Raw genomic sequence first — 24,685 nt, 5'->3', positions numbered from 1 at the left:
CCGTTCCGTATCTCAGGGAGTGCAGACGCGTCATGGGAGCAACGATCGACATCCGGTCGCTGACAAAGACGTTCGGCGTCGGTCCGGCGGCGGTGCACGCCTTCGGTCCGGTCGACCTGACCATCGAATCCGGCAGCTTCGTTTCGCTGCTCGGCCCGTCGGGCTGCGGCAAGTCCACCCTCATGCTGATGATCGCCGGCCTGCTGGACGCGAGCCGGGGCGAGATCTTCTTCGACGACCGCAAGGTCGAGGGGCCGCGCACCGATATCGGCATCATGTTCCAGGACAACACGCTGGTGCCCTGGCGCACCGTGGAGGGCAATGTCGCTTTGCAGCTTGAACTGCGCGGGCTGGACCCGCGCGACTATGCCGACCGCATTCGCGACCTGTTGCGCTCGGTGAAGCTGGACGGTTTCCAGCGCCGCCATCCCTATGAGCTTTCCGGCGGCATGCAGCAGCGCGCCGCCTTCTGCCAGGCGCTGGTGCACGAGCCGGACACGCTGCTGTTCGACGAGCCGCTCGGCAAGCTCGACGCCATGACGCGCGAGAGCATCCGCAGCGACCTGCAGACGCTGTGGATGCAGAAGCGGCCGACGGTGGTGTTCGTCACCCACTCCATCGAGGAGGCGGTGCAGCTTTCCTCCACCGTCTGCGTGGTGACGCCGCGCCCGGGCAGGATCGAGCGCCGCATCGACATCGACCTGCCCTGGCCGCGCAATCTCGAAGTGAAGGCGAGCGCCCGGTTCACCCAGTATGTCCGCGAGATTCAGGGGATCTTCCATGACTATGGTGTCCTCTAGCATGCCGCCCGAACCCGGCCTCGCCGCACGCCTCGCCACGCGGGTCGCCGCCCGGGTCGCCCTGGCGCTGCGCGTCTCCTGGCCCTTCGCCGCCTTCTTCATCGGCTTCTTCCTGGTGTGGGAATATTCCGTGGTGATCTTCAAGATCCCCGGCTACATCCTGCCCACGCCCTCGCAGATCGCCGCCAATGGCTGGGCGGATATTCCCCGGCTGCTGGACTACACGCTGATCACCGGCGCGGAGAGCCTGATCGGCTACGCCCTTGCCATCTGCGTCGGCGTGCCGGTGGGCCTTGCCATCGCCTTCTGGAAGCCGCTGCAGCGCACCGTCTACCCGTTCCTTGTCAGCCTGGAGATGGTGCCGAAGATCGCCTTCGCGCCGCTGTTCATCGCCTGGCTCGGCTTCGGGCTGCTGCCCAAGGTCATCATCGTCGTGCTGGTGTGCTTCTTCCCCGTCGCGCTGAACGCGATCCATGCTTTCGGCTCGCTGTCCGACGAACTCACCCGCTTCTGCCGTTCCACCGGGGCAGGTCCGCTGCGCACCTTCTGGAAGGTGCGGCTGCCCGCCGCCCTGCCGCAGTGCTTCGTCGGCTTCAAATATGCGGCGCTGAACGCGACCGTGGGCGCGACCATCGCCGAGTTCATGGGCTCGGACCAGGGGCTCGGCTTCTACATCCAGATCGCGACCGGAAACATGCGGCCCGATCTCGCCTTTGCCGGCATCTTCTTCCTCACATTGCTCGGCCTCGCTTTGTTCGGCGCCGTCTCGCTGGCGGAGAAGCTGCTGATCCCCTGGCACATCACGCTGCGCCGCCACTGAGCGCAGTTTTCCGAAGGGCCTTTCATGACGCCGCGTTTCGCGTATCGCGATCTTCTCTCCCTTGCCGAGACGGCGCTGGTGCAGGCCGGCCTGCCCGCCGAGCCGGCCGCTTCGGTGGCGCTCGGGCTGGTGGAGGCGGACCTGCTCGGCCACACCACCCACGGGCTGGCGCTGCTGGCCGACTATGTCGAGGAACTCGACAATGGCACCATGGAGCGCGAGGGCCGGCCGGCGGTGATCGCCGATCAGGCTGCCGTCGCGACCTGGGACGCACGGCGGCTGCCCGGCATCTGGACCACGCGTCTGGCGGTGGAGGAAGCCGTGCGCCGCGCCGCCACTTTCGGCATCGGCGCCATCGCGCTGCGGCGCAGCCACCACATTGCCTGCCTCGCCACCTTTCTGGAAGCGCCGGCGCGGGCGGGAATGCTCACGCTCGTCTATTCCTCCGACCCCAGCGACGCCCATGTCGCGCCGTTCGGCGGGCTGACCCCGGTGATGACGCCGAACCCGATCGCCGCCGGCATTCCCGCCGAGCCGGATCCGATCCTGATCGACGTCTCCACTTCGATCACCACTGCCGCCATGTGCGGGCGGGCGCGCGCCGCCGGCGAGCGTCTGCCGGGCGCGTGGCTCAAGGACCGCGACGGCAACGCCACCGACGATCCGGTCGCGCTCAAAGAGGGTGGCTCGATCCTGCCGATCGGTGGGCTCGACCATGGCCATAAGGGCTATGGCCTGTCGCTCATGGTGGAGGCGATGACGCAGGGGCTCAGCGGCTATGGCCGCGCCGAGGCGCCGCGCGATTGGGGTGCCAGCGTGCTGGTCCTCGCCCTGTCGCCGGCCGCCTTCGGCGGGCTCGACGGCTTCACCCGCCAGACCGGCTGGCTTGCCGACGCCTGCCGCGCCTCGCGCGTGCCGGAAGGCGCGCCGCGCGTGCGCCTGCCCGGCGAGGCGGGCCTCGCCCGCAAACGCCGGGCGCTCGACGAGGGCGTCGCGCTGCATGACGGTATCGCCGACTCCCTCGCCGCGCTCGCCGCACGCTTCCGCCTGCCCGCCCTCGTTCCGCTTGCCGCCTGACCGCCCCATCCCCCGGAGACCCGCCCGATGAGCGCCTATAAATCCGCCGAGCAGTACCGCATGATCGCCGGACGCCTCACCCTGCCCAGCCACGCCTTCATCGACGGCGACTGGACGGCGGCGGCGTCGGGAGAGGTGTTCGAGAATGTCGACCCGGCCACCGGGGCGCGGCTCGGCACGGTCGCCGCCTGCGACGGGGTGGATGTCGACCGCGCGGTAAAGGCGGCGCGCCGTGTGTTCGAGGCCGGCGACTGGTCGCGCGCCGCGCCGGAGCAGCGCAAGGCGGTGCTGCTGAAGCTCGCCGATCTCGTGCGCGCCAACGCCGAGGAACTCGCGGTGCTGGAGAGCCTCGACAGCGGCAAGACCATCAAGGACTGCCTGAACGAGATCAGCCACGAGGTGCCGACCTTCTTCCAGTGGTATGGCGAACTCGCCGACAAGGCGTTCGGCAAGGTGGCGCCGACCGCCGAAAAAGTCGTCGCCATGATCGTCAAGGAGCCGATCGGCGTTGTCGGCCTCGTCCTGCCATGGAACTTTCCGCTGCTGATGGCGGCGTGGAAGCTGGCGCCGGCGCTGGCCGTCGGCTGCTCGGCGGTGCTGAAGCCGGCGGAGCAGACCCCGCTTTCCGCGCTGCGGCTCGCGGAACTTGCCATGGAGGCCGGCCTACCGCCCGGTGTGCTGAACGTGGTGCCCGGCTTCGGCGAGACGGCCGGGCAGGCCATTGGCCGCCATAACGATATCGACGCGGTGTCCTTCACCGGCTCCACCGAGGTCGGCGCCTATTTCCTGAACTATGCCAGCGAAAGCAATCTCAAGCCGGTCGGGCTGGAAATGGGCGGCAAGAGCCCGATGATCGTGCTGGACGATGCCGACATTGACGACACGCTGGTGTCCTCCGCCATCAATGCCGCGTTCTGGAATGGCGGGCAGAACTGCTCGGCCAATATGCGCCAGATCGTCGATCGCAAGGTGAAGGACGCCTTTCTCGACCGGGTGCTGGAAAAGACGCGGGCGCTGGTGGTCGGCGACCCGCTCGACCCGGCGACCGATCTCGGCTCCATGGTCAGCGCCGAGCACAAGGAGCGGGTGCTGTCCTATATCGAGATCGGCAAGGCGGAGGGCGCGCAGACCCTCGCCGGCGGCGGCGCCAGCGAGGGGCTTGCCGGCGCCTTCGTCGACCCCACGGTGTTCGACAATGTCGACCCGCAGATGCGGATCGCCCGCGAGGAGATCTTCGGCCCGGTGCTGGGCGTGATCCCGGTCGACGGGGTCGACGAGGCGCTCGCCATTGCGCGCGACACGGATTACGGCCTGCACGCCACCATCTTTACCCGCGACATCGACAAGGCCTTCCACCTCGCCAAGCGCCTGCCGTGCGGAACGGTGGCGATCAACGGCTTCAGCGAAGGCAATGTGACCACCCCCTTCGGCGGCTACAAGCGCTCCGGCTCCATGGCGCGCGACAATGGCACCGAGGCCATCGACCAGTATCTGCAGACCAAGACGATCTGGCTGTCGCTGAAGTGAGGGCAGGGGCCTCTCCTTCAGTCGGGGCACAGCACGGAACGCGGGGGAGCCAGGCCGCCCGGTAAGACCGGGCGGCGTCACCCCGCCACCAGCGCCACCACGAAGCGCAGTCCGACGATGAGCAGATAGAGGCCGAACCCGACTTCAAGCTGGCGCTTGGTGAAGCCGTGCGCCAGCCGCGCCCCCAGCGGCGCCGCCAGCGTGGCGATGCCGCCCACCAGCACCAGACCCGGCAGAGAGACATAGCCGAGCGAGAAGGGCGGCAGATCGTCGAGATGCGGGATGCCGCTGACGATGTAGCCCAGCGTGCCCGGCACCGCGATCAGCGCCCCAAGCCCGGCCGAGGTGGCGATGGCGGTATGGATCGGCACCCGGTAGAGAGTCAGCACCACGGTGGCGATGCCGCCGCCGGAAATGCCGATCAGCGGCGCCGACGCGCCGATGCCGAAGCCGTAGAGCGTCATCGGCAGGCGGCCCGGCAGCGTCTCCGCCAGCACCCAGTGATCCCGGCCGAACAGCAGCTTCGACGACATCAGTGCCGCGAACAGAACGAAGGCGATCTTCAGCACCACATCCGGCGACACCGCCGCCAGCGCGGTGCCCGCCACCACGCCGGCGATCAGCGGGGCCGCCCATTGCCGCATGATGGAATTGTCGATCTTGGTGCGGCGCCGATGGGCGAAATAGGAGCGCAGCGCGGTCGGCACGATGATGGCGAGCGCGGTCCCGACCGAGAGATGCATGCGCTCGGAATCGTCGACCCCCACCGCGCCGAACACCTCGTACAGCACCGGCACGACGATGGCGCCGCCACCGATGCCGAACAGGCCGGCGAGAATGCCGGTGGCCAGCCCCGCCACCAGCAGCACGCCGGAAAGCCACACCAGATGTTCGAGAGGAATCGCCTGTACCATCACGCCACCACGTCACGCCGTTCCATCGGCCCGCCGTGATGGCACGGATTCACGCCACAAGCGACCGGCGTTCTTCGGCCCGGCGGACCTCATTGACGGCAATTCGCAGCACATCGAGCCCCGCTTCCGGCTTGACACCCTCAATGGCAAGGTGGCGGCGATAGGCACGCGCGCCGGGACGGCCGGGGAACAGGCCGAGCATGTGGCGGGTGATGTCGTGCAGCCGCCCGCCTGCCGCGAGATGGGCGGCGATGTAAGGTTCGAACGCTTCCACCGCCGCGAAGGCGTCGGCGTGCCCGTCCGCCTCGCCGAAGAACAGGCTATCGACCCGCAGCAGCAGTTCCGGCTGCTGATAGGCGGCGCGGCCCAGCATCACCCCATCGACATGAGCAAGCTGCGCCTGCGCCGTCTCCAGCGTGGTGAGCCCGCCATTGAGGCTGATGGGCGCGCCGGGCAGGCGGGCCTTGAGCCGGTATACCCGATCATAGTCGAGCGGGGGAATGTCGCGGTTCTCCTTCGGGGAGAGTCCTTGCAGCCAGGCCTTGCGGGCATGGACGATGAGCCCGTCCGCCCCCGCCGCGAGCACGGAGTCGGCGAGGGCGTCGAGCGCCTCTTCCGGGTCCTGTTCGTCGACGCCGAGGCGGCATTTCACCGTGACCGGGAGCGCCACCTCCGCCTTCATCGCCGCGACGCAGGAGGCGACGAGAGCGGGATCGCGCATCAGGCAGGCGCCGAAATTGCCGCCCTGCACACGGTCCGAGGGACAGCCGACATTGAGGTTGATCTCGTCATACCCCCAGTCCGCGCAGATCGCCGCCGCCTTGGCCAGCGCCTCGGGGTCCGACCCGCCGAGCTGCAGGGCGATGGGGTGCTCCTGCGGGGAATAGCCGAGCAGCCGGTCGCGATCGCCGAAGATCACCGCATTCGCCGTCACCATCTCCGTGTAAAGCAGCGCGCGCGCCGAAAGCACCCGGTGGAACGCCCGGCAGTGCCGGTCGGTCCAGTCCATCATAGGGGCGACCGAGAAGGTACGCGGCGGATTTGTCGACATAAATCGTTGCTTCAAGCGGTTTGGCGGCCCTGAGGCGCGGAATTTCGCCATCTTACGTCATTGGGGCCGGTTTTTCGACGCCGGCGCGCGGAGGCGGATTGGCAGACCTCGCTGGATCCTAGTCCACCACCTTCGCCCGCATCACCAGCTTTTCCCCGCGAATTTCGAAACTGCCGAGGCGGGAGAGGAAGGTCATGCCGAGCAGGCTATGCTTGAGCGTACCGGGGCTGGCGACGAGGGCGGGCACGTCGCGCTCGTCGATCGAGCCGGCGATGCCGATGCGCTGAAGCACCACCGCCGCCGCGCGGCCACGGCCGTTGGCGGTGTCTATCGGTATGTCATAGCTGAGGAATTCCAGCGGCAGGCCCACCGCCACCGCGTCCTCCGGCGTCAGCACGACGCTGGAGGCGCCGGTGTCGACGAGCATGGGGATTCGCGTGCCGTTGATCTCGACGCGGACGTTGAAATCGCCGTCGCGGGCGCGGGCGACCTCGACGGCGGGACCGTCGCTGGCCAGCGGGACCGCGTAGCCCGGGGCGAGTTCCGCCAGCACGCGGTAGGCGACGGCGTGGAGTTCGATGCGGTAGGTGTAACCCACGGCGAGAACAGCGAAAATCGCCAGCCACAGGCCGGCCGCGCGCAGCGCTTCGCCCAGCCTGCCGGTGAAGGTGGCGAACACGCTGGCGCCGACGACGAGCAGCAGCGAGCCGTAAAACACAAGCTGCGCCAAGTCGTTAGCGCCAAGGCCCGCGACATCGCCATAGCGCGAGGCGAAGAAGACCAGGCCGATGCCGGCGGCGAGGCCGATGACGACGATCCACATCAGGCGATCAGCGTTCATTGCGCGGCTCCGGCCGGCCGGGCGGACAGGCGGGCCATGATGGCGCGCCGCTCGGTTTCGCTGAGCGCCGGCCACGCGCCGATCTCCTCCAGAGTGCGGCCGCAGCCGAGGCAGGTCCGCCCCGCGGCATCCAGCGTGCAGACGGAAACGCAAGGTGTGGAAAGGGTTTGCGGCATGATTCGGTACGCTAAGGGACGACTCATCCTGACGCATTTTCCTGTCCATCCGGTTAAGCCCCGGCGGGCAGAAAGGGTCAATGCGCGACAATGAGCAGGCCGAGGAGGAAGGCGATTTCGACGAGAAGCGTCGCGGCGCCCGCGACATCGCCGGTCTGTCCGCCGAATTGGGCGCGCGCAAGGCGCACCACGCCGAGGAAGATCACAACCGCGAAAGCGCTCGCGACGAGAAGACCGATGAGGCCGATGGGGTGGACGATGAGGCCGAAAGCGATGAGGAGCCCGACGCCGAGCGCGCGCCACCGGCTCGTCGCGCTTGGCACCCCGGCGCTGCGGGCGAGGCCGTCGGTCCGGGCGAAGGGGAGGACGGCCAGCATCCACAGCCCGGCGAGGCGGGAGACGCCGACCGCCGCGACGAGCCCCGCCGCCGCCACCGCCGGGCCGACGGCCAGCAGCTCCGTCAGCGCCCCGAGGCGCAGGGCGAAGGCGAGGATGAGCGCGCACACCCCGAAGGCGCCGACGCGGCTGTCCTTCATGATCGCCAGCCGCCGTTCCACGGTCCAGCCGCCGAGCGCGTCGGCGACATCCGACAGCCCGTCCTCATGCAGCGCGCCCGTCACCGCCACCAGCACGGTGACCGCCAGCGTCGCGGCGAGAAAATCGCCCAGCCCGGCGGCATGGGCGAGCAGCAGCACCGCGGCGGCGATCAGCCCCAGCACCGCGCCGGCCAGCGGCAGAGCGGGGCCGAGCCGGTCGAGATCCGGCGGGCCGTCCTCACGGGGTTCGGAGGGAAGGCGCACCGGCAGGCGCGAGAGAAAGCGCAGCGCGGCGGGCACATCGGAGAGCACGGGCACGGGCATGCGTGTTTGCCTTCAGCGCTCGACCAGAAGCTCGGCCAGCGGCCGGCGGCGTTCCCACCCCGCGCGTTCCAGCTCCGGCACGGGGGAGGCCTCGGCGGGGTAGCCGAGGCAGAGATAGCCGACCAATTGCCAGTGCGGCGGCACGTCCAGCGCCGCGCCGACCGCCGGCGGGTCGAGGATCGACACCCAGCCGACGCCGATGCCGCGCGCCGCTGCCGCCAGCCACAGCGTATGGATGGCGAGCACGGCGGAATAGGCGACCGTCTCCGGCATGGTGGCGCGGCCGAGGCCGTGGCCGGCGGCGGGATCAGGCTCGACGAAGACGGCGAGATGTTCCGGCGCGTCGTCCAGCCCGGCGAGCTTGAGCCGTGCATAGAGGCTGGCCCGTTCCGTCGGCTGCTGCGCCAGAGCCTGCGCATTGGCGGTCTCGAACAGGGCGCGAATGGCGGCGCGGCGGGCCTGCGCACGCACGCGCACCAGCCGCCAGGGCTGGCTGTAGCCGACGCTCGGCGCGCGGCAGGCGGTGGCGAGCAGGGCGTGCACCGTTTCCTCGTCCAGCGGGTCGGTGCGGAAGCAGCGCACATCGCGCCGCCAGGCGAACAGCGTGTCGAGCCGGTCGCGAAACGCCGCGTCAAAGGCCGGCGGCGCGGCGGCAGGGGTATTGAGAGCCGCGGCCAAGGGGGCCTCCTTACGGGCTTCCATCCGTGATCCCCTTCTTGCGCGTCCGCGCGCTTCCATGCGCCTTCCCGAGGAGGCGGCTGCAATGCTGAGGGTTGCGCGTCCCTCGGCGAGGGTCTACCCCGCCTTGGCGCCCGAGGCGACACTTCTTCGCCCCGCTTCGTCCGGTTTGGCGTGTTCCGTCCCGCCGCCGCCCGTCCTGCTGCTGAGGCTTCCCATGCTGCGCTCCGCCACCGGCCTGCCCTTCGACGATATCCGCAACCTCGTCGCCCAGATGCCGGGCCCGGACCTTGCCGCCCGCGCCGCCGCGAGCGCCCGGCAGGGGCAATTGGTCAAGCCGCCCGGCGCGCTGGGGCGGCTGGAGGAGATCGCGCTTTTCATCGCCGGCTGGCAGGGGCGGGAGATTCCGCAGGTGAACCGGCCGACCGTGGCGGTGTTCGCCGCCACCCATGGCGTGGCGGGGCGGGGTGTCTCGCCTTACCCCTCCGAGGTGACCAAGCAGATGGTCGCCACCTTCACGGCCGGAAAGGCGGCGGTGAACCAGATTTGCGGTGTGTTCGGCGCCGGGCTGAGGGTATTCGACCTCGCGCTCGACCTGCCGACGCCTGATATCGTCGAGCAGGACGCGCTGACCGAGGCCGAATGCGCCGCCACCATGGCCTTCGGCATGGAGGCGCTGGCCGGCGAACCGGACCTGCTGTGCCTCGGCGAAATGGGCATCGGCAACACCACGGTGGCGGCGGCGATCTTCCACGGGCTTTATGGCGAGGACGCCGCCGACTGGGTCGGCCCCGGCACGGGGGCGACGGGCGAAGTGTTGGAGCGCAAGATCGCGGCGGTGCGGGCGGCGGTGGTGCGCGCGCGCGGCCATCTGGATGACCCGCTGGAAGTGCTGCGCAAGCTGGGCGGACGCGAAGTGGCGGCGATGGCCGGTGCCATCCTCGCCGCCCGCATGCAGCGCGTGCCCGTGGTGCTCGACGGCTATGTGGTCACCGCCGCCGCCGCCGTGCTGAAGGCGCTGGACCCGCGCGCGCTCGACCATTGCCTCGCCGGCCATGTCTCGGCCGAGCCGGCGCATCGGCGGGTGCTGGAGCGGCTGGGCCTGCGGCCGCTGCTCGATCTCGACATGCGGCTGGGGGAGGGCTCCGGCGCGGCTTTGTCCATCGGTGTCATCAAATCCGCGCTCGCCTGCCATGGCGGCATGGCGACCTTTGCTGAAGCGGGCGTGGCGGGGGCGTGAAGGGACGGCCGTGCGGCGCGACGTGGTGCGTCTGACCCTTCGTCCCTCATCCGCGGGCTTGACCCGGGAATTCAGCCTTTATCGGATGGTGCGCGCGGTGGGGCTGGATGGCCGGGTCAAGCCCGGCCCTGAGGGAAAAGGAACCGGCGAGCGATCCCGGCTCTGCGCTTCGCTTCGGCCGGGATGACGCCATGCGGTTCGACAAGCTGACCTATCGGCGACGACATCGCCCCCCGCGCGGCTGGCGGCCGCAAACCTGGCGCGGCATCCTCCTCGCTGCCGGGCTCATTGTCGTGGCGCTGGTGGTGGAGCGCCTCATTCCCCCGCTCACCGGGCAGGTGCGGGTGGCGGATGGCGACAGCCTGGAAGTCGCGGGCGAGCGGGTGCGTCTCGACGGGCTCGACGCGCCGGAACTGCACCAGAGCTGCGGCGAGGGCGGGCGAAGCTGGCCCTGCGGGATGAAGGCGCGGGCGGCGCTGGAAGCGCTGGTCGCGCAGGGCGAGGTGAGCTGCCGCCCGGTGGACGAGGACCGCTATGGCCGCGCCGTCGCCCGCTGCGCGGTGGACGGTGCCGATATCGGCGCCGCGCTGGTGCGCAAGGGCTGGGCGGTGGCAACGAGCCTCGCCTATCGCGGCGAGGAGCGATCGGCCCGGGCGGCCGGCGCCGGCATCTGGGCCGGCCCGTTCGAGATGCCGGCGGAGTGGCGGGCACGCCATCCAAGGCCGACGGAGTGAGGCATCGTCATCCCGCCGCATGCAGCGAGAGCCGGGATCGCCTTCCGTTCCCACGCGATCCCGGATTGACCTGCGGCCGTCCGGGATGACGGATCGTCCGGCCGCGCCTATCTAGGCCCAGGACTCACTGATCAGAGCCAGAAGATAACAGTCGCGGCGATGCAGATGGCAGAGAAGAAGGTGTGGGCGCATCGGTCGTAGCGTGTGGCGATGCGGCGCCAGTCCTTGAGCTTGGCGAACAGGTTCTCGACCTTGTGCCGCTGCCGGTAGAGGGTTTTGTCTTAGGGATAAGGCCGCTTGCGGCTCCGCGATGAAGGAATGCGAGGCACGATGCCCTTGGCGGCCAGTGCCTCGCGGAACCAGGCACTGTCGTAACCCCGGTCGGCGATCAGGCATCTCGCCGGCGGCAAGGCATCGAGGACGAGGCGGGCGCCTTGTGGTCGCTCATCTGGCCCTCCGACAGCATCATGATGATCGGCCGGCCCTCGCCGTCGCAGACGGTGTGAAGCTTGGAGTTCAGGCCGCCCTTGGTGCGCCCGATACGACGGCGAACATCCCCTTTTTTAGCAGGCTCGCCGCCGTGCGGTGGGCCTTCAGATGGGTGGCATCGATCATGATGCGCCCGGGTTTGGGCCCGTCGCCGGCGAGGCTGGCGAAGATGCGGTCGGACACCCCGAGCCGGCTCCAGCGGATGAAGCGGTTGTACAGCGTCTTGTGCGGGCCGTAGTCCTTCGGCGCATCCTTCCACTGAAGGCCGTTGCGGATCACATAGACGATGCCGCTCACCACCCGCCGGTCATCGACCCGCGGCACCCCATGCGCCAAGGGAAAGAACGGCGAGATCCGAGCCATCTGTCGCTCGCTCAGCAGGAACAAATCAACCATGCCAGCCTCCTCAATGGAGACTGCGAATCACAACTCTGGAAAAAGTAACAGGTCCTGAGCCTAGGTCTGGTTGCCACGGGACGCGGGATTGTCCCGGTGCTGGAATCCGAGACGGTGATCGGCGTGCCGGAGGTCGTGCACCCGCCGCTTGCCGGCGCGGTGATCCCGTTCTCCGGCCCGGACACCCGCGGAGAGATCGGCAACCCCGCGGCTGTCTGGCTGAGCCCGGAAGGCAGCACTACAGCGGTGTCGGACGGCGCCTATCTCTATGACCACGCACCGATGTGGACGCGACGGCGCAGGGCAAGTGCGGGGGGCTCCGCCCGCAGCAGAACGCCACGGCGCACGGGGATTTCGGCGCAGGCGCCGGAACTTTTCCGCCACCGCGACGGGATGTTTTAGCGGAAGCTCGTTGGGCGTGTTGTATCTGGGTAACGCTTCTCGCACACGTGAAGGTTTCTCAAAGCTTTAACTGCCACCAGCTTGAGCGGTAAAAATGGATTCAATAGGGTTGACTTAAGATACTGGATGGACGGGGCGGGGGCCATGGCCGGACGTAGTGATGGGCGCAAGCAGCAGCGTCTTGGCTTGGCGTTGGGGCGCGGCGCGCTTTTGGGCTCGGTCGCCGTCGTGAGCCTTGGCCTCCAGGCCCTGCCCGCCCTGTCGTCCCAAGACGGCGATGGCGGCGCGGGCGTGCAGGCTGGCGGGTCGGCGGGCAGCATGTCGAGCCTCGGGGGTGGCGGCGGTGGCGGCGGGGCGGTTGGCTTCGGTTCGAGTGCCGTTGGCTCATCGGGTGGGCAAGGCGGTGCCGGTGCGTCGGGCGCGACCGGCGGCGCCGGCGGCAATTCAAGTGGCACGGCGGCCGGCGGAGCGGGAACGTATGCCGGAGGTACTGGTCAGCAGCCTCTTTACGGCGCGGGGACCAATGGGGCAGGCGACTCGGCGGGTGCCGGTGGAAACAATTCTCCCACGCCCGGTGGTGGCGGTGGTGCGGGGTACGTCGGTGCGGGCGGAAACGGAGGCGGAGTTGCCGGTGGGGCCGGCGGAGACGCGGATGACGGCGGCGGTGGTGGCGGTGGCGGCGCTGGAACCGGCGGCGGCGGCGGGGGTGGCGGCGGTGGCTTCAACGTGTCCGGCGGCGGCGGCGGCGGCGGCGGGGCGCGCGCTTACTACATGTTGGGGAGCAGCTGGCCTCCGTCTCCTGCTCTCCCCGGTTCCATCAATGGCGGCGGTGGTGGCGGCGGCAGCCTGGGCGGCGGCGGCGGCGGCGGCGGCGCCGGCTTGGTCATCGACACAGGCAGTCTGTCCTCCGTGACGATCACGAACACGATCGCCGGCGGCGGCGGCGGCGGTGGTGGCGGCGGTGGGGGAGCCATAGACGGCTCAGATGGCGGCAATGGCGGAACCGGGCTGTTGCTGAACAATCTGGGGACTTCGAGCATCTCCCTGACGGGTGGCATTACCGGCGGCGGCGGCGGTGGCGGCGGTAATGGCGGGCCGGTCGGCGGCAATGGCGGAAAGGGCGCGCGCGGTATTTCGGTTCAAAATAATACCGGTCGCGTGTCCTTAACGATTTTAAACAGTGTCGTGGGTGGCAATGGCGGCGCGGCGGGGATCGGTACCGTCTCAGGGACCGCCGGAGCCGGAGGCGTGGGCATTTCCGGCGGCGATCTTGCCATCACGGTGACTGCGACCGGCCTGGTCCAAGGCGGTTTTCTCGGCGGCTCCACGTCCACGCGCGCCCTGGCGATTGATTTCACGGGCGGCAGCAACGTCCTCACACTGGAGACGGATTCCCGTCTTAACGGGGGGATCAGCGTCTCCGGTGCCTCCACCGCGCTCGAATTTGATCAGGACACCGACTACACGCTGTCGAGCGCCATCAGCGGAAACGGCACCATAACGAAGACCGGATCCGGCGTGCTTTCACTCGCCACCACCAATACGTTTTCCGGCGCCTATGTCTTGAGTGCCGGGACATTGAGCGTCTCGTCCACCAACAGCCTGTCTTCGGCTTCCGGAATTCGGATAGAGGGCGGGACGCTCCGGTCCACGGGAACCATGACCTATAACGGGCCGGTCTCTCTCAAGGCGGGCTCAAGCAGCATTATCTCGGTGACTGGCGGCACGCTGACGCTGGGCGGCGGCGTCTCCGGTGGCGGCCTCACGAAGACCGGATCCTGGACTTTGTCCTTCTCCGCGGCCAATACCTACATCGGCGACACCACTATCACGGGCGGTAGCGTGTCCGTCTCGAACACGGACCAATTGGGATCGGCAAGCAACGCCATCATCTTGAACGGGGGAACCCTCATTCTCGAAGGAGCGTCGCAGGTCTCATCGCGCAGGGTGGAGGTGGGCGCGGGGGACGGGACCATCAGTCTCGGTATAGCTGCATCCTGGACCTTTTCCGGAACCTTGACCGGCAGCGGCCGCCTCACGAAGAGCGGTGCGGGTACGCTCGCAATGTCCGGCGACCTTTCCGCCTTCACGGGTGGATTGGTGACGAGCAGCGGCGGTGCCCTCTCTCTCCAAGGCAATGCAAGCTTCGCGACCGCGTCTTCCGTTACCCTTAACGGCGGCTTCGACATATCCGCGATCACGCCGGCGGAAACATCGATCACGAATCTGACGGGCAACGCGTCGGGAGTTCTCACGCTCGGTGCGAAGGATCTGACGATCGTCCAGGCCGCGGCTGGAACCTATAACGGACGGTTCAACGGGACGGGAAACATCACCAAGGAAGGAACCGGGACGCTCACTCTCAGAAATGCGAGCACGGACTATACGGGGGTCTTCACCGTTTCCGAAGGCACGCTCGAAATGTCAAAGCCGTCTCCTTCCATCACGCCTACCCTGGGTGGCTCCCTCGAGGTGGCGAATGGCGCCACCTTGATCGCGTCGGGCGGCACGGTCGTCGGTGCGGTGACCGTGCGCGACGGGGCGACGCTCTCAAGCGGGCAGAGTTCGGGCGGTCTTTCGGCAGGCTCGCTGCTGCTGGAGAGCGGTGCGATCACCACCGTCGATCTTTCCGATCCGCTCGCCTCCACCGCTGTGTTCGTCGTTACGGACACCACGGCGGGCGCGCTCACCGTGGACGGCACGCTCAATATCACCAGCGGGGTGGGCTATGGCGTCGGCGTCTATCGCATCTTCTCCAGCGCCGGCACGCTGACCGACAATGGCCTCACGCTCGGGACCGTGCCAGTTGTGACGGGACTTAACACGGCGCTCGAAATCGGCACGCAGACGGTGGATCTCCAGGTGAAAACCGTCAGCGGCGGCGACCTGCAATATTGGAGTGCCAACGGCACCAGCCGGGGCGGCAGCGGAAGCTGGACCAGCGCCAATCCCTGGCTTTACCCGGACGATACGACCGGGACGTGGGGCGGGAAGACCGGCGTGTTCGATGGCACGGCGGGCACCGTCACGGTCGAGGGCGCGCAGGCGTTCGAAACGGTGGAATTCCTGACGACCGGCTACAGTCTGGTCGCCGGCACCGGCGGTTCGCTTGACCTTGGGACCGGCGGACGCGTCTGGGCGGAAGGCGCGGACGTAACCGCGACCATTTCGGCGCCCATCACCGGCAGCGGGGCTCTCACCAAGATTGGCAGCGGGACGATCATCCTCTCCGGCGTGAATACCTACCAGGGGGGAACCGTGCTCTCCGCTGGAACGCTCCAGGTGGATGACGATGCCGCGCTCGGCGCCGCGTCGGGCGGCCTCACCTTCGATGGCGGCACGCTCAAGCTCACCACTGCCATCACGAGCACGCGCAATGTGGCCCTTCTATCCGGCGGCGGCACGTTGAGCTGGAGCGGGGCCGAACCGCTGATGATGTCGGGCGTCATTTCCGGCGCGGGCGCCCTCACCTTGACCGGCGGCGGTCTCTTCTCTCTCGCGAATTCCAACAGCTATGAGGGCGGAACCCTGGTCACCGGCGGCAGCTCGCTGGTGGTGGGCGACGACAGGAGCCTTGGCGCCACATCCGGTGCGCTCACCTTGTCCGGCGGCTCTCTGGTCGCCTATACCTCATTCGATCCGTTCACCATCGCCCGCAATGTGGTGCTGGAGGGCTCCGCGAATGTCCTTTCCATCGATACGAGCCTCACGCTCTCCGGCATGGTGTCGGGCAATGGCGGGTTCACCGCAAACGGCGCGGGCACGCTGGTTCTCGCCGGCGTCAACAGCTATGAGGGCGGCACCGCCATCGTCTCCGGAACGGTGCAGGTCGCGAACGACGCCAATCTAGGTACTGCCTCGGGCGGCCTGACACTGGCCGGCGGTACGCTCGCCACCACGGCGAGCTTCGAAAGCGCCCGCGCGGTCACCCTCGCCTCCGGCGGGGGCACCCTCTCCACCGCCGCCGTCACCAGCCTGACCCTCAGCGGCACCATCTCCGGCAGCGGCGCCCTGGTGAAGGACGGAGCGGGGACGCTAATCCTCACGGGCACCAATACCTATACCGGCGGCACCACCATCAATGCCGGGACGCTTCAGATCGGCAATGGTGGCACGACGGGCTCCATCCTCGGCGATGTGGTGAACAATGCGAGCCTCGTCTTCAACCGCTCGGGCACCTACAGCTTCCCGGGCAATATCACCGGCTCGGGATCCGTGACCTTCATCGGCGGAACCGTGCTGTTCGCCACGCCCGGCGCCTATACCGGCCCCATCCTGGTGGAGAATGGCCGCGTGGCGCTGGAGGCCGGCGCGGTGAGTTCCTCCATCTTCACGGTTGGCAGCGGCGGCGTCATCGCCGGCAACGGCACGATCGGCGGCTTGGTAGTGGAGACCGGGGGCACGGCGGCGCCCGGCAAATCACCGGGCACCATCGCGGTGAACGGCACCGTCGCTTTCAATTCCGGTTCCACCTACCGCGTGGACGTGACGCCGGACGGCCAGCACGATCTCATCACCGCCACCGGTGCGGTCACCATCAATAGCGGAGCGTCGGTGCTGGTGGTCGCGGAGCTCGGCGCCTATGCGGCAAACAGCACCTACGCCATCCTTACCACCACGGGCACGCTGACCGGCACGTTCGGTTCGGTGACGAGCGATTACGCCTTCCTCAGCCCCTCGCTCACCTATGACGCCCAGAACGTCTATCTGACGCTCGATTATAACGGCGTCGGCTTCACGGATCTGGCCACCACCTTCAACCAGGTCAATGTGGCGCTGGCGGCGCAGAACCTGCCGCCCGGCAATGCGCTGTACGACGCCCTCATCGTGCTGCCGACCTCCGCCGTGGCGCCGGCCTTCGACCAGATCTCCGGCGAGGCCTATGCCTCGGTGAACACGGTGATCCAGCAGGAGGCGGTCTATCTGCGCGATGCGGTGGGCGCCCGCCTGCGCCAGGGCCTCGCCCCGCAGGGCGCGCAGCCGCTGGCCTATGCGGCCAAGGCCGCCGGCCCCGCCACGGCGCAGCTCGCGGAAGGCTACACGCCCACCCTCTGGATGCAGGGCTATGGCGGCTGGGGCAATGCCTTTGGCAACACCAATGCGGCCTCCATCTCCTCCACCATCGGCGGCTTCCTCGCGGGCCTCGACGTGGCGGTGGCCGGCAACAGCCGGATCGGCGTCCTGGCCGGCTACAGCCAGTCGCAGTTCGACGTGACGGAACGCAATTCCAACGGCTCCATGGGCAATTACGACATCGGCCTGTATGGCGGCACCCAGATCGGCGCGCTGGCCCTGCGGGGCGGCCTGTCCTACACGTGGCATGACGTGTCCATGGACCGCTCCATCGTGTTCCCCGGCTTCTCCGGCAACACCTCGTCCGGCTACACGCAGGACACCACGCAGGTGTTCGGCGAGTTGGCCTATGACATGGCGGTGGGCGGCTATGCGTTCGAGCCGTTCCTGGGCCTCGCCTATCTGCACCTCTCCGGAGCGTCCACGCAGGAAAGCCCGGTGACGGCGGCGGCGCTCTCGGTCAATGTGGGCGGGCAGGACACCTTCTACACCACGCTCGGCCTGCGCGCGGCCACCAGCCTCTCGGTGATGGGCCACACGCTGACCCCCTCGCTGACGCTCGGCTGGCAGCACGCCTTCGGCGACATCACGCCGGTCTCCACCATGAGCTTCCTCGGCGGCCCGACGCCGTTCCAGGTCGAAGGGGTGCCGATCGCGGAGAACACCGCCATCTTCGGCGCGGGGCTGGCCTATTCGCTGTCCGACCACGCCTCCATCCAGGTGAACTATTCCGGCCAGATCGCGGCCGAGGCGAGCCAGAACGCCTTCACCGCGCAGTTCTCGCTGAGGTTCTGAGCGCCCCCCCGGCCATCCGGGATCACTGAAAAAACGGCGCTGGCGGCGAACCAGCGCCGTTTTCATATGCGCATTGGGGGTCACCCGCGCAGCCGCGGTCAGGGGGCGGCGGGGCGCGCGGCGAGGGCGCGACGATGTGGCTGCCCACGGCAAGCGGCCGATTCTATCCCGATTTCGTGGTGCCGTTGAACGACGGGCGCCTCGCCGTGATCGAATAGAAGGGTGTGCTGCTGGCCGGCAGCGACGTCGACGACACCAATGCGACGCGTGCTATCGGCCGGCTCCGGGAGCATGAACCGCCCCGGCTTTGCCGGAGGCCCCAACTCCTGAGAGGATGGGGCTATGACGAGCAAGACGACGAACAAGTTCTCGCCTGAGGTGCGCGCTCGCGCAGTGCGGATGGTGCTGGACCACGAGGCTGAGCATCCGTCGCGCTGGCAGGCGATCGTGTCGATTGCGGCGAAGATCGGCTGCTCGGCGCACTCACTGAATGAGTGGGTGAAGAAGGCCGAGGTCGATGCCGGCAAGCGGGCCGGCGTGACGACGGATATGTCGGCGAAGCTGAAGGCCCTTGAGCGCGAGAACCGCGAGTTGCGGCAGGCGAACGAGATCCTGCGCAAGGCATCCGCATATTTCGCCATGGCCCCTAACGGCGAATGCAGGCATTCGCCTGTCGGGCGAGAGAAGCTCGACCGCCGCTCGAAGACATGATCGCGTTCATCGATGATCATCGCGGTGCGTATGGGGTCGAGCCGATCTGCAAGCTGCTGCCGATCGCCCCATAGCGATCCGGAACGGATCGCGTCCCGCGATCCTATGCGACCTATCATGCGCATGTCGCCCGGCGGCTTGATCCGTCGAAGTGCTCGGCACGGGCGCAGCGGGACGAGGTTCTGCGCCCCGAGATCGAGCGCGTGTTCGCCGCGAACTTCGAGGTCTACGGAGCGCGATCAACGGCCTCTACAAGGCCGAGGTCATCCATCGTCGGGCGTCTTGGCGATCCTTCGAGGCCGTCGAGTTCGCCACGCTGACCTGGGTTGACTGGTTCAACCATCGCCGGCTGCTGGAGCCTATCGGCAACATCCCGCCGGCCGAAGCCGAGGAACGCTACTACGCCATGCTCGGTGAGACAGCCATGGCGGCATGACTTAAACCAAATGGCCTCCGGTGAATCCGGGGCGGTTCATCTGTCGCTCGCTCAGCAGGAACAAATCACCCATGCCAGCCTGCTCAATGGAGACTGTGAATCACAACTCTGGAAAAAGTAATAGGTCCTGAGCCTAACCGCCATGCCCGCCGACGACCTCGACGCCCTTCTCGCCGCCATCCGCGCCTGCCGCTTCTGCGTGGAGACGCCGCGCGGCAGGAAGCTGCCGCACGAACCGCGCCCGGTGCTGCATGTCGGGCCGCGCGCCCGCATCCTCATTGCCGGGCAGGCGCCGGGAACCCGGGTGCACGCCTCCGGCCGCTCCTTCACCGATGCTTCGGGCGACCGGCTGCGCGACTGGCTGGGGGTGACGCCCGAGAGCTTTTACGACCCCGACCGCTTCGCCGTCGCCGCCATGGGCTTCTGCTTTCCCGGGCAGGACGCCAAGGGCGGCGACCTGCCGCCGCGCCGCGAATGCGCCAGCCTCTGGCACGACCGGCTGTTCGCGGCGCGGGCGCCGTTCGATCTCGTCATCGCGGTGGGGGCGGCGGCGCAGGATTATCACCTCAAGCGGCTCGGGCTGGCGCGCTTCGCCGGCGGCGGGCTGACTGATCGGGTGGCGCGCTGGCGGGAAATCTGGGAGGCGCGGCAGGCGCCGCGCCTGCTGCCGCTGCCGCACCCTTCCTGGCGCAATTCCGGCTGGCTGAAACGCCATCCCTGGTTCGAGGCCGAGCTGGTGCCGGTGCTGCGCGCCGAGGTGGCGCGGCTGGTGGGTTGAGCCTCACCCATGAGGGACATCCTCATGGATTGGGCCCTCATGCCCGGGCTTGACCCGGGCACCCGGCGACCGGGCGGGCCGGCGTGGCCTGGGTCCGCGGGTCAAGCCCGCGGATGAGGGGTGGTGAGGAAGGAGGTGCGATCCCGGATCGCCTGCGGCGTCCGGGATGACGCCCTGTTCAGCGCGACACCGCCAGATGCCGGTTCAGCCGGCGTTCCAGCACGTTCCACACCCGGCGGATGATTTCGACCATCAGCAGATACAGCACCGCCGCCCAGAGATAGACCTCCATGTCGTAGGAACGGGAGAAGGCGAGGCGGGTGACGCCCATCAGATCATAGACGGTGATGACCGAGGCGATGGCGCTGGCCTTGATCATCAGCACCAGCTCATTGCCGAGCGGGCGCAGGCCGATGGCGAGCGCCTGCGGCAGGATGATCTTGCGATAGGCCAGCACGCGGGAGAGGCCGAGCGCCTGCGCCGCCTCCATCTGCCCGGCCGGCAGGCTCTGTATGCCGCCGCGCAGGATTTCCGACTGATAGGCGGCGGTATTGAGCGTGAAGGTGAACACCGCGCAGTTGAAGGCGTCGCGGAAGAACCACCACAGGCCGATATCGGTGAGCTGTTCGCGGAACTGGCCGGCGCCGTAATAGACGAGGAAGGTCTGCGCCAGGAGCGGCGTGCCGCGGAAGAAATAGGAATAGGTCCAGGCGGCGCGCGACAGCGCCTTGCCGCCTTCCACCCGCGCCAGCGCCAGCGGCACGGCGAGCAGGACGCCGAGGAAGACGGACAGCCCGACAAGCTGCAGCGTCACCCACACGCCGTCGAGAAAGCGCAGGCCGTAGCGGGCCATGAGGTCGGTGTTGAGCCCGATCAGGCCCATCAGCCACAGGAAGCCGTCGGCGAGGGCGGCGAGGATCGTCTGCATCAATGGCCTCCCACCCGCTTGAAGCCGCGCGAGGCCCGGTTCTCCAGCGCGGTGAAGACGAGGCTGGAGAGGCCGGAAAACACCAGATAGATCAGGCAGGCGACGAGGTAGAAAAAGAAGGGCTGCTTGGTCACGCCCACCGCGATCGAGGTCTGGCGCATCAGATCGGTGATGGCGATGACCGAGACCAGCGAGGTGTCCTTCAGGAGCACCATCCAGTTGTTGGAAAGCCCCGGCAGAGCGACGCGCCAGAGCTGGGGGAAGGTGACCAGCCGGAAGGTGCGCCAGCCCGACAGGCCGAGCGCGTGGGCGGCTTCCTTCTGGCCCTTGGGCACGGCGCGGATGGCGGCAAGCAGCACCTCGCTGGAAAAGGCGCCGAGCACCAGCCCCAGCGCCACCACGCCGGCGACGAACTGGTTCACCTCGATATGCGCCCCCTCGACCAGCGCGCCGGCGAGGCGGGTGAGCAGCATCTGCCCGCCATAATAGACGATGAACAGGGTGAGCAGTTCCGGCAGGCCGCGAAACACCGTGGTGTAGAGGTCGCCCACCGCGCGCAGCACGCGCGAGGACGAATCCTTGGCCAGAGCCACGGCGAGGCCGATGGCGATGCCGACGGGGAGGGTGACGAGGGCGAGCTCGATGGTGAGCAGTGCGCCCTGCAAAATCTCGTCGCCCCAGCCATTCGGACCGAAGGAGAGCAGCTCAAGCAGATTCAGCATGACGGACGGCAGGTCCCCCGGTCAGCGGACGAGAAGGCGCCGCCCCGAGCGGGGGGCGGCGCTAGGGCGGGGCGTCAGTAGACGCTGAAGGGGAAGTACTTGTCGTTGATGGTCTTGTAGGTGCCGTCGGCGACGATCTCGTCGATCGCCTTGTTGAACATGGCCACCAGCTCCGGGTCGCCCTTGCGGATGCCGACACCGACGCCCTCGCCGAAATATTTCGGGTCGGTGTGCTCGGCGCCGGTGAACTTGCAGCACTTGCCTTCATTGGTGCCGAGCCATTCGAGCAGCACCACCTTGTCGGCGAGCACCGCGTCGAGGCGGCCATTGGCGAGGTCGAGATTGGCCTCGTCCTGCTTGCCGTACAGCTTCACCTCGGCCCCGGCCTTGGCGTACACATCTTCGAGATAGTTGGAATGGATGGTGGAGCCCTGCGCGCCCAGCACCTTGCCCTTCAGCGCTTGCGGCGAGGTCTCGGTGAGGGTGGAGCCCGTCGGCACGACGAAGGTCGCGGGGGTCTTGTAGTACTTCTTCGAGAAGGCGATCTGCTGCTTGCGCTCCTCGGTGATCGACATCGAGGCGACGATGGCGTCGTATTTGTTGGCCAGCAGCGCCGGGATGATGCCGTCCCAATCCTGCGCGGTGAAGGTGCATTCCACCTTCATCTTGGCGCAGAGCGCCTTGGCGATGTCGATGTCGAAGCCTTTCAGCTCGCCATTCTCGACATAGTTGAAGGGCGGGTAGGCACCTTCCGTGCCGATGCGGACGGTCTTCCATTCCTTGGCGGAGGCGCCGCCGGCCATGGTCACGGCAAGGATGGCCGCCGCCGCGATCCGGGTGACGAGGCTCATGATGTTCCCCTCTGAACGAGTAGCCTGCGCCGGTTTGTTTTGTCGTTGCCGGCAACCCATGCTGGCACTATTTGCGAAGGCAGTGCAACGGGGGTGCCGCTTCCCTCATCACAAAGTCGAACTGACCCATTTGTGTGCAATGCAGCGCCATAGCGGGCGTCGATCACCCGACGGCGCGGCATGGGTTGACGCTGCGCGCGCGCTGGTGTGTCTCAGCTTGAAACAGCTCTATTGAGGAGAAGCGGGCAATGGCGACGGCAGACGATGTGAAGGCGCGGCTGGCGCAGGTTTCCGCCCCCGATGGCCGTCCCGTGACCGAGGCCGGCGTGCTCTCGGAGGTGCTGGTCTCGGACGGCAAGGTCTATCTCTCGCTCACCGTCGATGCCACTGAAGCCCGCGCCTGGGAGCCGGTGCGCGCCGCCGTGGAGCGCACCGTGCGCGGCACGCCGGGCGTGACCTCGGCGCTGGTGGCGCTGACCGCCGAGCGCAAGGCGGGCCTGCCCCCCATCGCCTCGCACACGCCCGCCTCCGCGCGCGCGCCGGCTGCCGGCGGTCATTCGCATGCCGGGCATTCCCATGCCGGCCATAGCCATGCGCAGCCGCCGGCCGATCCGCAGAAGGAGACGCCGGGCCTGCCGGGCGTCGGCGCCATCATCGCGGTGGCCTCGGGCAAGGGCGGCGTCGGCAAGTCGACACTGGCGGCCAATCTTGCGCTCGGCCTTGCCGCCTCCGGCCTCAAGGTCGGCCTGCTCGACGCCGATATTTACGGCCCTTCCGTGCCGCGCCTGATGGGGCTGAAGGGCCGGCCGGAGGTCAATGGGCGGATGATCACGCCGATGCAGGCCTTCGGCCTCAAGGTGATGTCCATCGGCTTCCTCGTGGAGGAAGAGACGCCGATGATCTGGCGCGGGCCGATGGTGATGTCGGCGATCAGCCAGATGCTGAAGGAAGTGAACTGGGCGCCGCTCGACATTCTCGTGGTCGACATGCCGCCCGGCACCGGCGATGCGCAGCTGACCATGGCGCAGCAGGTGCCGCTGGCCGGCGCGGTCATCGTCTCCACCCCGCAGGACCTCGCGCTGATCGACGCGCGGCGCGGCGTCGCCATGTTCCAGAAGGTCAACGTGCCGGTGCTCGGCGTGGTCGAGAATATGAGCTACTTCATGTGCCCGCATTGCGGCACCCGTTCCGACGTGTTCGGCCATGGCGGGGCGCGGCACGAGGCGCAGCGGCTCGGCGTGCCCTTCCTCGGCGAGGTGCCGCTGCAAATGTCGATCCGCGAGACCTCGGACGCCGGCCTGCCGGTGGTGGCGACCCGGCCGGACAGCGCGGAGGCCGGCATCTACCGCGCCATCGCCAATTCGGTGCGCGAAGCGCTGGCGGGCCGGCGCAGTGCGGCGCGCCCGGCGCCGCGCATCGTGATGGAAGGCTGACGCGAACCGGCGAGGCAGGGCGGCCGCGCCGCTTGCCTCGCCCCTCGCTCAGCGTTCCGGCGCCTCGAACGGGGTGAAGAACGCCTCGATCTCGGCGAAGCCCATGGCGCCGTCGACAAAGTCGAAACGCCCCTCGTGCTGCATGGTCTGCGCGGCGCGGGCCACCGCGCCATAGGCGAGGCGGGCGAGGCTGGAGCCGATGCTGATCCTCCGCACGCCGGCCGCGCTCAACTCCTCGCGGGTGAAGCGGGCCTTGCCGATGCCGACCACCACATTGACCGGCCGCGTCACCGCCGCGCAGACCGTGCGCACCGCCTCGATATCCGGCAGGCCGGGGGCGTAGAGCACATCGGCGCCCGCCGCCTCGAAGGCCTGCAGCCGGCGGATCGTGTCGTCGAGATCCGGGCGCCCCCAGAGGAAATTCTCCGCCCGGGCGGTGAGGACGAAATCGCCGGGCAGCCGGCGGCGCGCTTCCACCGCCGCCGCGATGCGTTCCACCGCGAGGGTGAAATCGTAGACCGGCGCCTCCGGCCGGCCGGTATGGTCCTCGATCGAGCCGCCCGCGAGCCCGGTGCCGGCGGCGGCGCGAATCGTCTCGGCCACGGCCTCCGGGCTGTCGCCGAAGCCATTTTCGAGATCGGCCGAGACGGGAAGTCCAGTGGCGCCGACGATGTGGGCGCAATGGGCGAGCATCTCCGCGCGCCCGGCGCGGCCATCGCGGACGCCGTGCGAGAACGCCATCCCGGCGCTGGTGGTGGCGAGGGCAGGAAAGCCCAGCGCGGCGAAGATGCGCGCCGTGCCGGCATCCCACGGGTTGGGCAGGATGAAGGCGCCGGGCCCTTCATGCAGCGCGCGGAAGCGGGCGGACTTGTCGTTCATGGCGAACTCTCCGATGACCAGCGGACGCTAAGGCCGCCATGTGAACATATCAAGAACATTTGCGCGACGGCCGG

The 24,685-nt window shown here is 68.5% G+C and carries 20 protein-coding genes, 2 pseudogenes and 1 other annotated feature; of the genes and pseudogenes, 11 read left to right on the top strand and 11 right to left on the bottom strand.

Annotated elements, in window-relative coordinates:
• Positions 1-32 precede the first annotated feature (32 nt).
• The 4 genes from J2S75_RS13135 to J2S75_RS13120 are packed head-to-tail and all read left to right on the top strand — an operon-like array spanning position 33 to position 4,224.
• A complete protein-coding gene (locus tag J2S75_RS13135; protein WP_307020312.1) occupies positions 33-800 on the top strand; it encodes an ABC transporter ATP-binding protein in 768 nt (255 codons plus the stop codon).
• 1 nt (position 801) lies between these two features.
• Positions 802-1,620: an ABC transporter permease gene (locus J2S75_RS13130; protein ID WP_307020311.1), complete on the top strand. Its 819-nt coding sequence runs from the start codon at positions 802-804 to the stop codon at positions 1,618-1,620.
• 24 nt (positions 1,621-1,644) lie between these two features.
• Complete coding sequence (locus J2S75_RS13125) at positions 1,645-2,697, top strand: Ldh family oxidoreductase (RefSeq protein ID WP_307020310.1); 1,053 nt, start codon at positions 1,645-1,647, stop codon at positions 2,695-2,697.
• A 27-nt stretch (positions 2,698-2,724) separates the two neighbouring features.
• A complete protein-coding gene (locus tag J2S75_RS13120) occupies positions 2,725-4,224 on the top strand; it encodes an aldehyde dehydrogenase (RefSeq protein WP_307020309.1) in 1,500 nt (499 codons plus the stop codon).
• Between the two features lie 77 nt (positions 4,225-4,301).
• On the opposite strand, the gene J2S75_RS13115 is transcribed toward J2S75_RS13120, so the two are convergent.
• From J2S75_RS13115 to bluB, 6 genes are all read right to left on the bottom strand, one after another.
• Entirely contained in the window at positions 4,302-5,138 is an 837-nt protein-coding gene (locus J2S75_RS13115; protein ID WP_307020308.1) for a sulfite exporter TauE/SafE family protein, read from the bottom strand.
• Positions 5,139-5,187: 49 nt separating this feature from the next.
• Positions 5,188-6,189 (bottom strand): tRNA dihydrouridine(20/20a) synthase DusA, encoded by a 1,002-nt coding sequence (dusA, locus tag J2S75_RS13110; protein ID WP_307020307.1) that lies wholly within the window; start codon positions 6,187-6,189, stop codon positions 5,188-5,190.
• A gap of 118 nt (positions 6,190-6,307) precedes the next feature.
• Entirely contained in the window at positions 6,308-7,030 is a 723-nt protein-coding gene (locus tag J2S75_RS13105) for a TIGR02281 family clan AA aspartic protease (protein WP_244377573.1), read from the bottom strand.
• A complete protein-coding gene (locus tag J2S75_RS13100; protein ID WP_307020306.1) occupies positions 7,027-7,206 on the bottom strand; it encodes a DUF1289 domain-containing protein in 180 nt (59 codons plus the stop codon). Before J2S75_RS13100 ends, J2S75_RS13105 begins: the two co-directional genes overlap by 4 nt.
• A 77-nt stretch (positions 7,207-7,283) precedes the next feature.
• Positions 7,284-8,066 carry an adenosylcobinamide-GDP ribazoletransferase gene (cobS, locus tag J2S75_RS13095; protein WP_307020305.1) on the bottom strand — a complete coding sequence of 261 codons (783 nt, stop codon included), beginning with the start codon at positions 8,064-8,066 and terminating at the stop codon, positions 7,284-7,286.
• 12 nt (positions 8,067-8,078) lie between these two features.
• Positions 8,079-8,768, bottom strand: coding sequence for a 5,6-dimethylbenzimidazole synthase (gene bluB, locus J2S75_RS13090; RefSeq protein WP_307020304.1), 690 nt, complete (start codon positions 8,766-8,768; stop codon positions 8,079-8,081).
• A 193-nt stretch (positions 8,769-8,961) separates the two neighbouring features.
• On the opposite strand from bluB, the gene cobT reads away from it, so the two are divergent.
• Together cobT and J2S75_RS13080 are read left to right on the top strand one after the other, a co-directional pair.
• Positions 8,962-9,984, top strand: coding sequence for a nicotinate-nucleotide--dimethylbenzimidazole phosphoribosyltransferase (gene cobT, locus J2S75_RS13085; protein WP_307020303.1), 1,023 nt, complete (start codon positions 8,962-8,964; stop codon positions 9,982-9,984).
• A 191-nt stretch (positions 9,985-10,175) separates the two neighbouring features.
• Positions 10,176-10,718, top strand: a complete 543-nt coding sequence (locus J2S75_RS13080; protein ID WP_307020301.1) for a thermonuclease family protein — start codon at positions 10,176-10,178, stop codon at positions 10,716-10,718.
• A 131-nt stretch (positions 10,719-10,849) separates the two neighbouring features.
• Here the strand turns inward: J2S75_RS13080 and J2S75_RS13075 are convergent.
• Positions 10,850-11,603 (bottom strand): annotated as a pseudogene (locus tag J2S75_RS13075) (IS5 family transposase).
• 96 nt (positions 11,604-11,699) lie between these two features.
• Between J2S75_RS13075 and J2S75_RS13070 the strand changes: the two are divergent.
• The 4 genes and pseudogenes from J2S75_RS13070 to J2S75_RS13055 all read left to right on the top strand — a co-directional run bounded on the left by J2S75_RS13070 (position 11,700) and on the right by J2S75_RS13055 (position 19,798).
• Positions 11,700-12,005: a hypothetical protein gene (locus J2S75_RS13070; protein ID WP_307020300.1), complete on the top strand. Its 306-nt coding sequence runs from the start codon at positions 11,700-11,702 to the stop codon at positions 12,003-12,005.
• A 144-nt stretch (positions 12,006-12,149) separates the two neighbouring features.
• Positions 12,150-17,873 (top strand): autotransporter outer membrane beta-barrel domain-containing protein, encoded by a 5,724-nt coding sequence (locus J2S75_RS13065; protein WP_307020299.1) that lies wholly within the window; start codon positions 12,150-12,152, stop codon positions 17,871-17,873.
• Positions 17,874-18,215: 342 nt separating this feature from the next.
• Positions 18,216-19,020, top strand: a pseudogene (locus J2S75_RS13060) (transposase).
• Positions 18,500-18,655, top strand: a sequence feature (AL1L pseudoknot). Its footprint overlaps the pseudogene before it by 156 nt.
• Positions 19,021-19,162: 142 nt before the next feature.
• Complete coding sequence (locus tag J2S75_RS13055) at positions 19,163-19,798, top strand: uracil-DNA glycosylase family protein (protein ID WP_307020298.1); 636 nt, start codon at positions 19,163-19,165, stop codon at positions 19,796-19,798.
• A 178-nt stretch (positions 19,799-19,976) separates the two neighbouring features.
• On the opposite strand, the gene J2S75_RS13050 is transcribed toward J2S75_RS13055, so the two are convergent.
• From J2S75_RS13050 to J2S75_RS13040, 3 genes are all read right to left on the bottom strand, one after another.
• Positions 19,977-20,726: an ABC transporter permease gene (locus J2S75_RS13050; RefSeq protein WP_307020297.1), complete on the bottom strand. Its 750-nt coding sequence runs from the start codon at positions 20,724-20,726 to the stop codon at positions 19,977-19,979.
• Positions 20,726-21,448, bottom strand: a complete 723-nt coding sequence (locus J2S75_RS13045; protein WP_307020296.1) for an ABC transporter permease — start codon at positions 21,446-21,448, stop codon at positions 20,726-20,728. The genes J2S75_RS13050 and J2S75_RS13045 overlap by 1 nt, the downstream gene beginning before the upstream one ends.
• Before the next feature lie 74 nt (positions 21,449-21,522).
• Positions 21,523-22,299 carry an ABC transporter substrate-binding protein gene (locus J2S75_RS13040; RefSeq protein WP_307020295.1) on the bottom strand — a complete coding sequence of 259 codons (777 nt, stop codon included), beginning with the start codon at positions 22,297-22,299 and terminating at the stop codon, positions 21,523-21,525.
• 248 nt (positions 22,300-22,547) lie between these two features.
• On the opposite strand from J2S75_RS13040, the gene J2S75_RS13035 reads away from it, so the two are divergent.
• Complete coding sequence (locus J2S75_RS13035; RefSeq protein WP_307020294.1) at positions 22,548-23,732, top strand: Mrp/NBP35 family ATP-binding protein; 1,185 nt, start codon at positions 22,548-22,550, stop codon at positions 23,730-23,732.
• Positions 23,733-23,780: 48 nt separating this feature from the next.
• Here J2S75_RS13035 and J2S75_RS13030 read toward each other — a convergent pair whose 3' ends face one another.
• Positions 23,781-24,611, bottom strand: coding sequence for an isocitrate lyase/PEP mutase family protein (locus J2S75_RS13030; RefSeq protein WP_307020293.1), 831 nt, complete (start codon positions 24,609-24,611; stop codon positions 23,781-23,783).
• Positions 24,612-24,685: the final 74 nt, after the last annotated feature.

Origin of the sequence: Ancylobacter polymorphus, assembly GCF_030813495.1 — a bacterium.
Lineage (GTDB): Bacteria > Pseudomonadota > Alphaproteobacteria > Rhizobiales > Xanthobacteraceae > Ancylobacter > Ancylobacter polymorphus.
This window is presented reverse-complemented; position numbering and strand designations above follow the sequence as displayed.

Bases quoted from the DNA above. Each gene is read 5' to 3' on its own strand.
- J2S75_RS13135 (WP_307020312.1), top strand. From the start codon at position 33: ATGGGAGCAACGATCGACATCCGGTCGCTGACAAAGACGTTCGGCGTC.
- J2S75_RS13130 (WP_307020311.1), top strand. From the start codon at position 802: ATGCCGCCCGAACCCGGCCTCGCCGCACGCCTCGCCACGCGGGTCGCC.
- J2S75_RS13125 (WP_307020310.1), top strand. From the start codon at position 1,645: ATGACGCCGCGTTTCGCGTATCGCGATCTTCTCTCCCTTGCCGAGACG.
- J2S75_RS13120 (WP_307020309.1), top strand. From the start codon at position 2,725: ATGAGCGCCTATAAATCCGCCGAGCAGTACCGCATGATCGCCGGACGC.
- J2S75_RS13115 (WP_307020308.1), bottom strand. From the start codon at position 5,138: ATGGTACAGGCGATTCCTCTCGAACATCTGGTGTGGCTTTCCGGCGTG.
- dusA (WP_307020307.1), bottom strand. From the start codon at position 6,189: ATGTCGACAAATCCGCCGCGTACCTTCTCGGTCGCCCCTATGATGGAC.
- J2S75_RS13105 (WP_244377573.1), bottom strand. From the start codon at position 7,030: ATGAACGCTGATCGCCTGATGTGGATCGTCGTCATCGGCCTCGCCGCC.
- J2S75_RS13100 (WP_307020306.1), bottom strand. From the start codon at position 7,206: ATGCCGCAAACCCTTTCCACACCTTGCGTTTCCGTCTGCACGCTGGAT.
- cobS (WP_307020305.1), bottom strand. From the start codon at position 8,066: ATGCCCGTGCCCGTGCTCTCCGATGTGCCCGCCGCGCTGCGCTTTCTC.
- bluB (WP_307020304.1), bottom strand. From the start codon at position 8,768: ATGGAAGCCCGTAAGGAGGCCCCCTTGGCCGCGGCTCTCAATACCCCT.
- cobT (WP_307020303.1), top strand. From the start codon at position 8,962: ATGCTGCGCTCCGCCACCGGCCTGCCCTTCGACGATATCCGCAACCTC.
- J2S75_RS13080 (WP_307020301.1), top strand. From the start codon at position 10,176: ATGCGGTTCGACAAGCTGACCTATCGGCGACGACATCGCCCCCCGCGC.
- J2S75_RS13065 (WP_307020299.1), top strand. From the start codon at position 12,150: ATGGCCGGACGTAGTGATGGGCGCAAGCAGCAGCGTCTTGGCTTGGCG.
- J2S75_RS13055 (WP_307020298.1), top strand. From the start codon at position 19,163: ATGCCCGCCGACGACCTCGACGCCCTTCTCGCCGCCATCCGCGCCTGC.
- J2S75_RS13050 (WP_307020297.1), bottom strand. From the start codon at position 20,726: ATGCAGACGATCCTCGCCGCCCTCGCCGACGGCTTCCTGTGGCTGATG.
- J2S75_RS13045 (WP_307020296.1), bottom strand. From the start codon at position 21,448: ATGCTGAATCTGCTTGAGCTGCTCTCCTTCGGTCCGAATGGCTGGGGC.
- J2S75_RS13040 (WP_307020295.1), bottom strand. From the start codon at position 22,299: ATGAGCCTCGTCACCCGGATCGCGGCGGCGGCCATCCTTGCCGTGACC.
- J2S75_RS13035 (WP_307020294.1), top strand. From the start codon at position 22,548: ATGGCGACGGCAGACGATGTGAAGGCGCGGCTGGCGCAGGTTTCCGCC.
- J2S75_RS13030 (WP_307020293.1), bottom strand. From the start codon at position 24,611: ATGAACGACAAGTCCGCCCGCTTCCGCGCGCTGCATGAAGGGCCCGGC.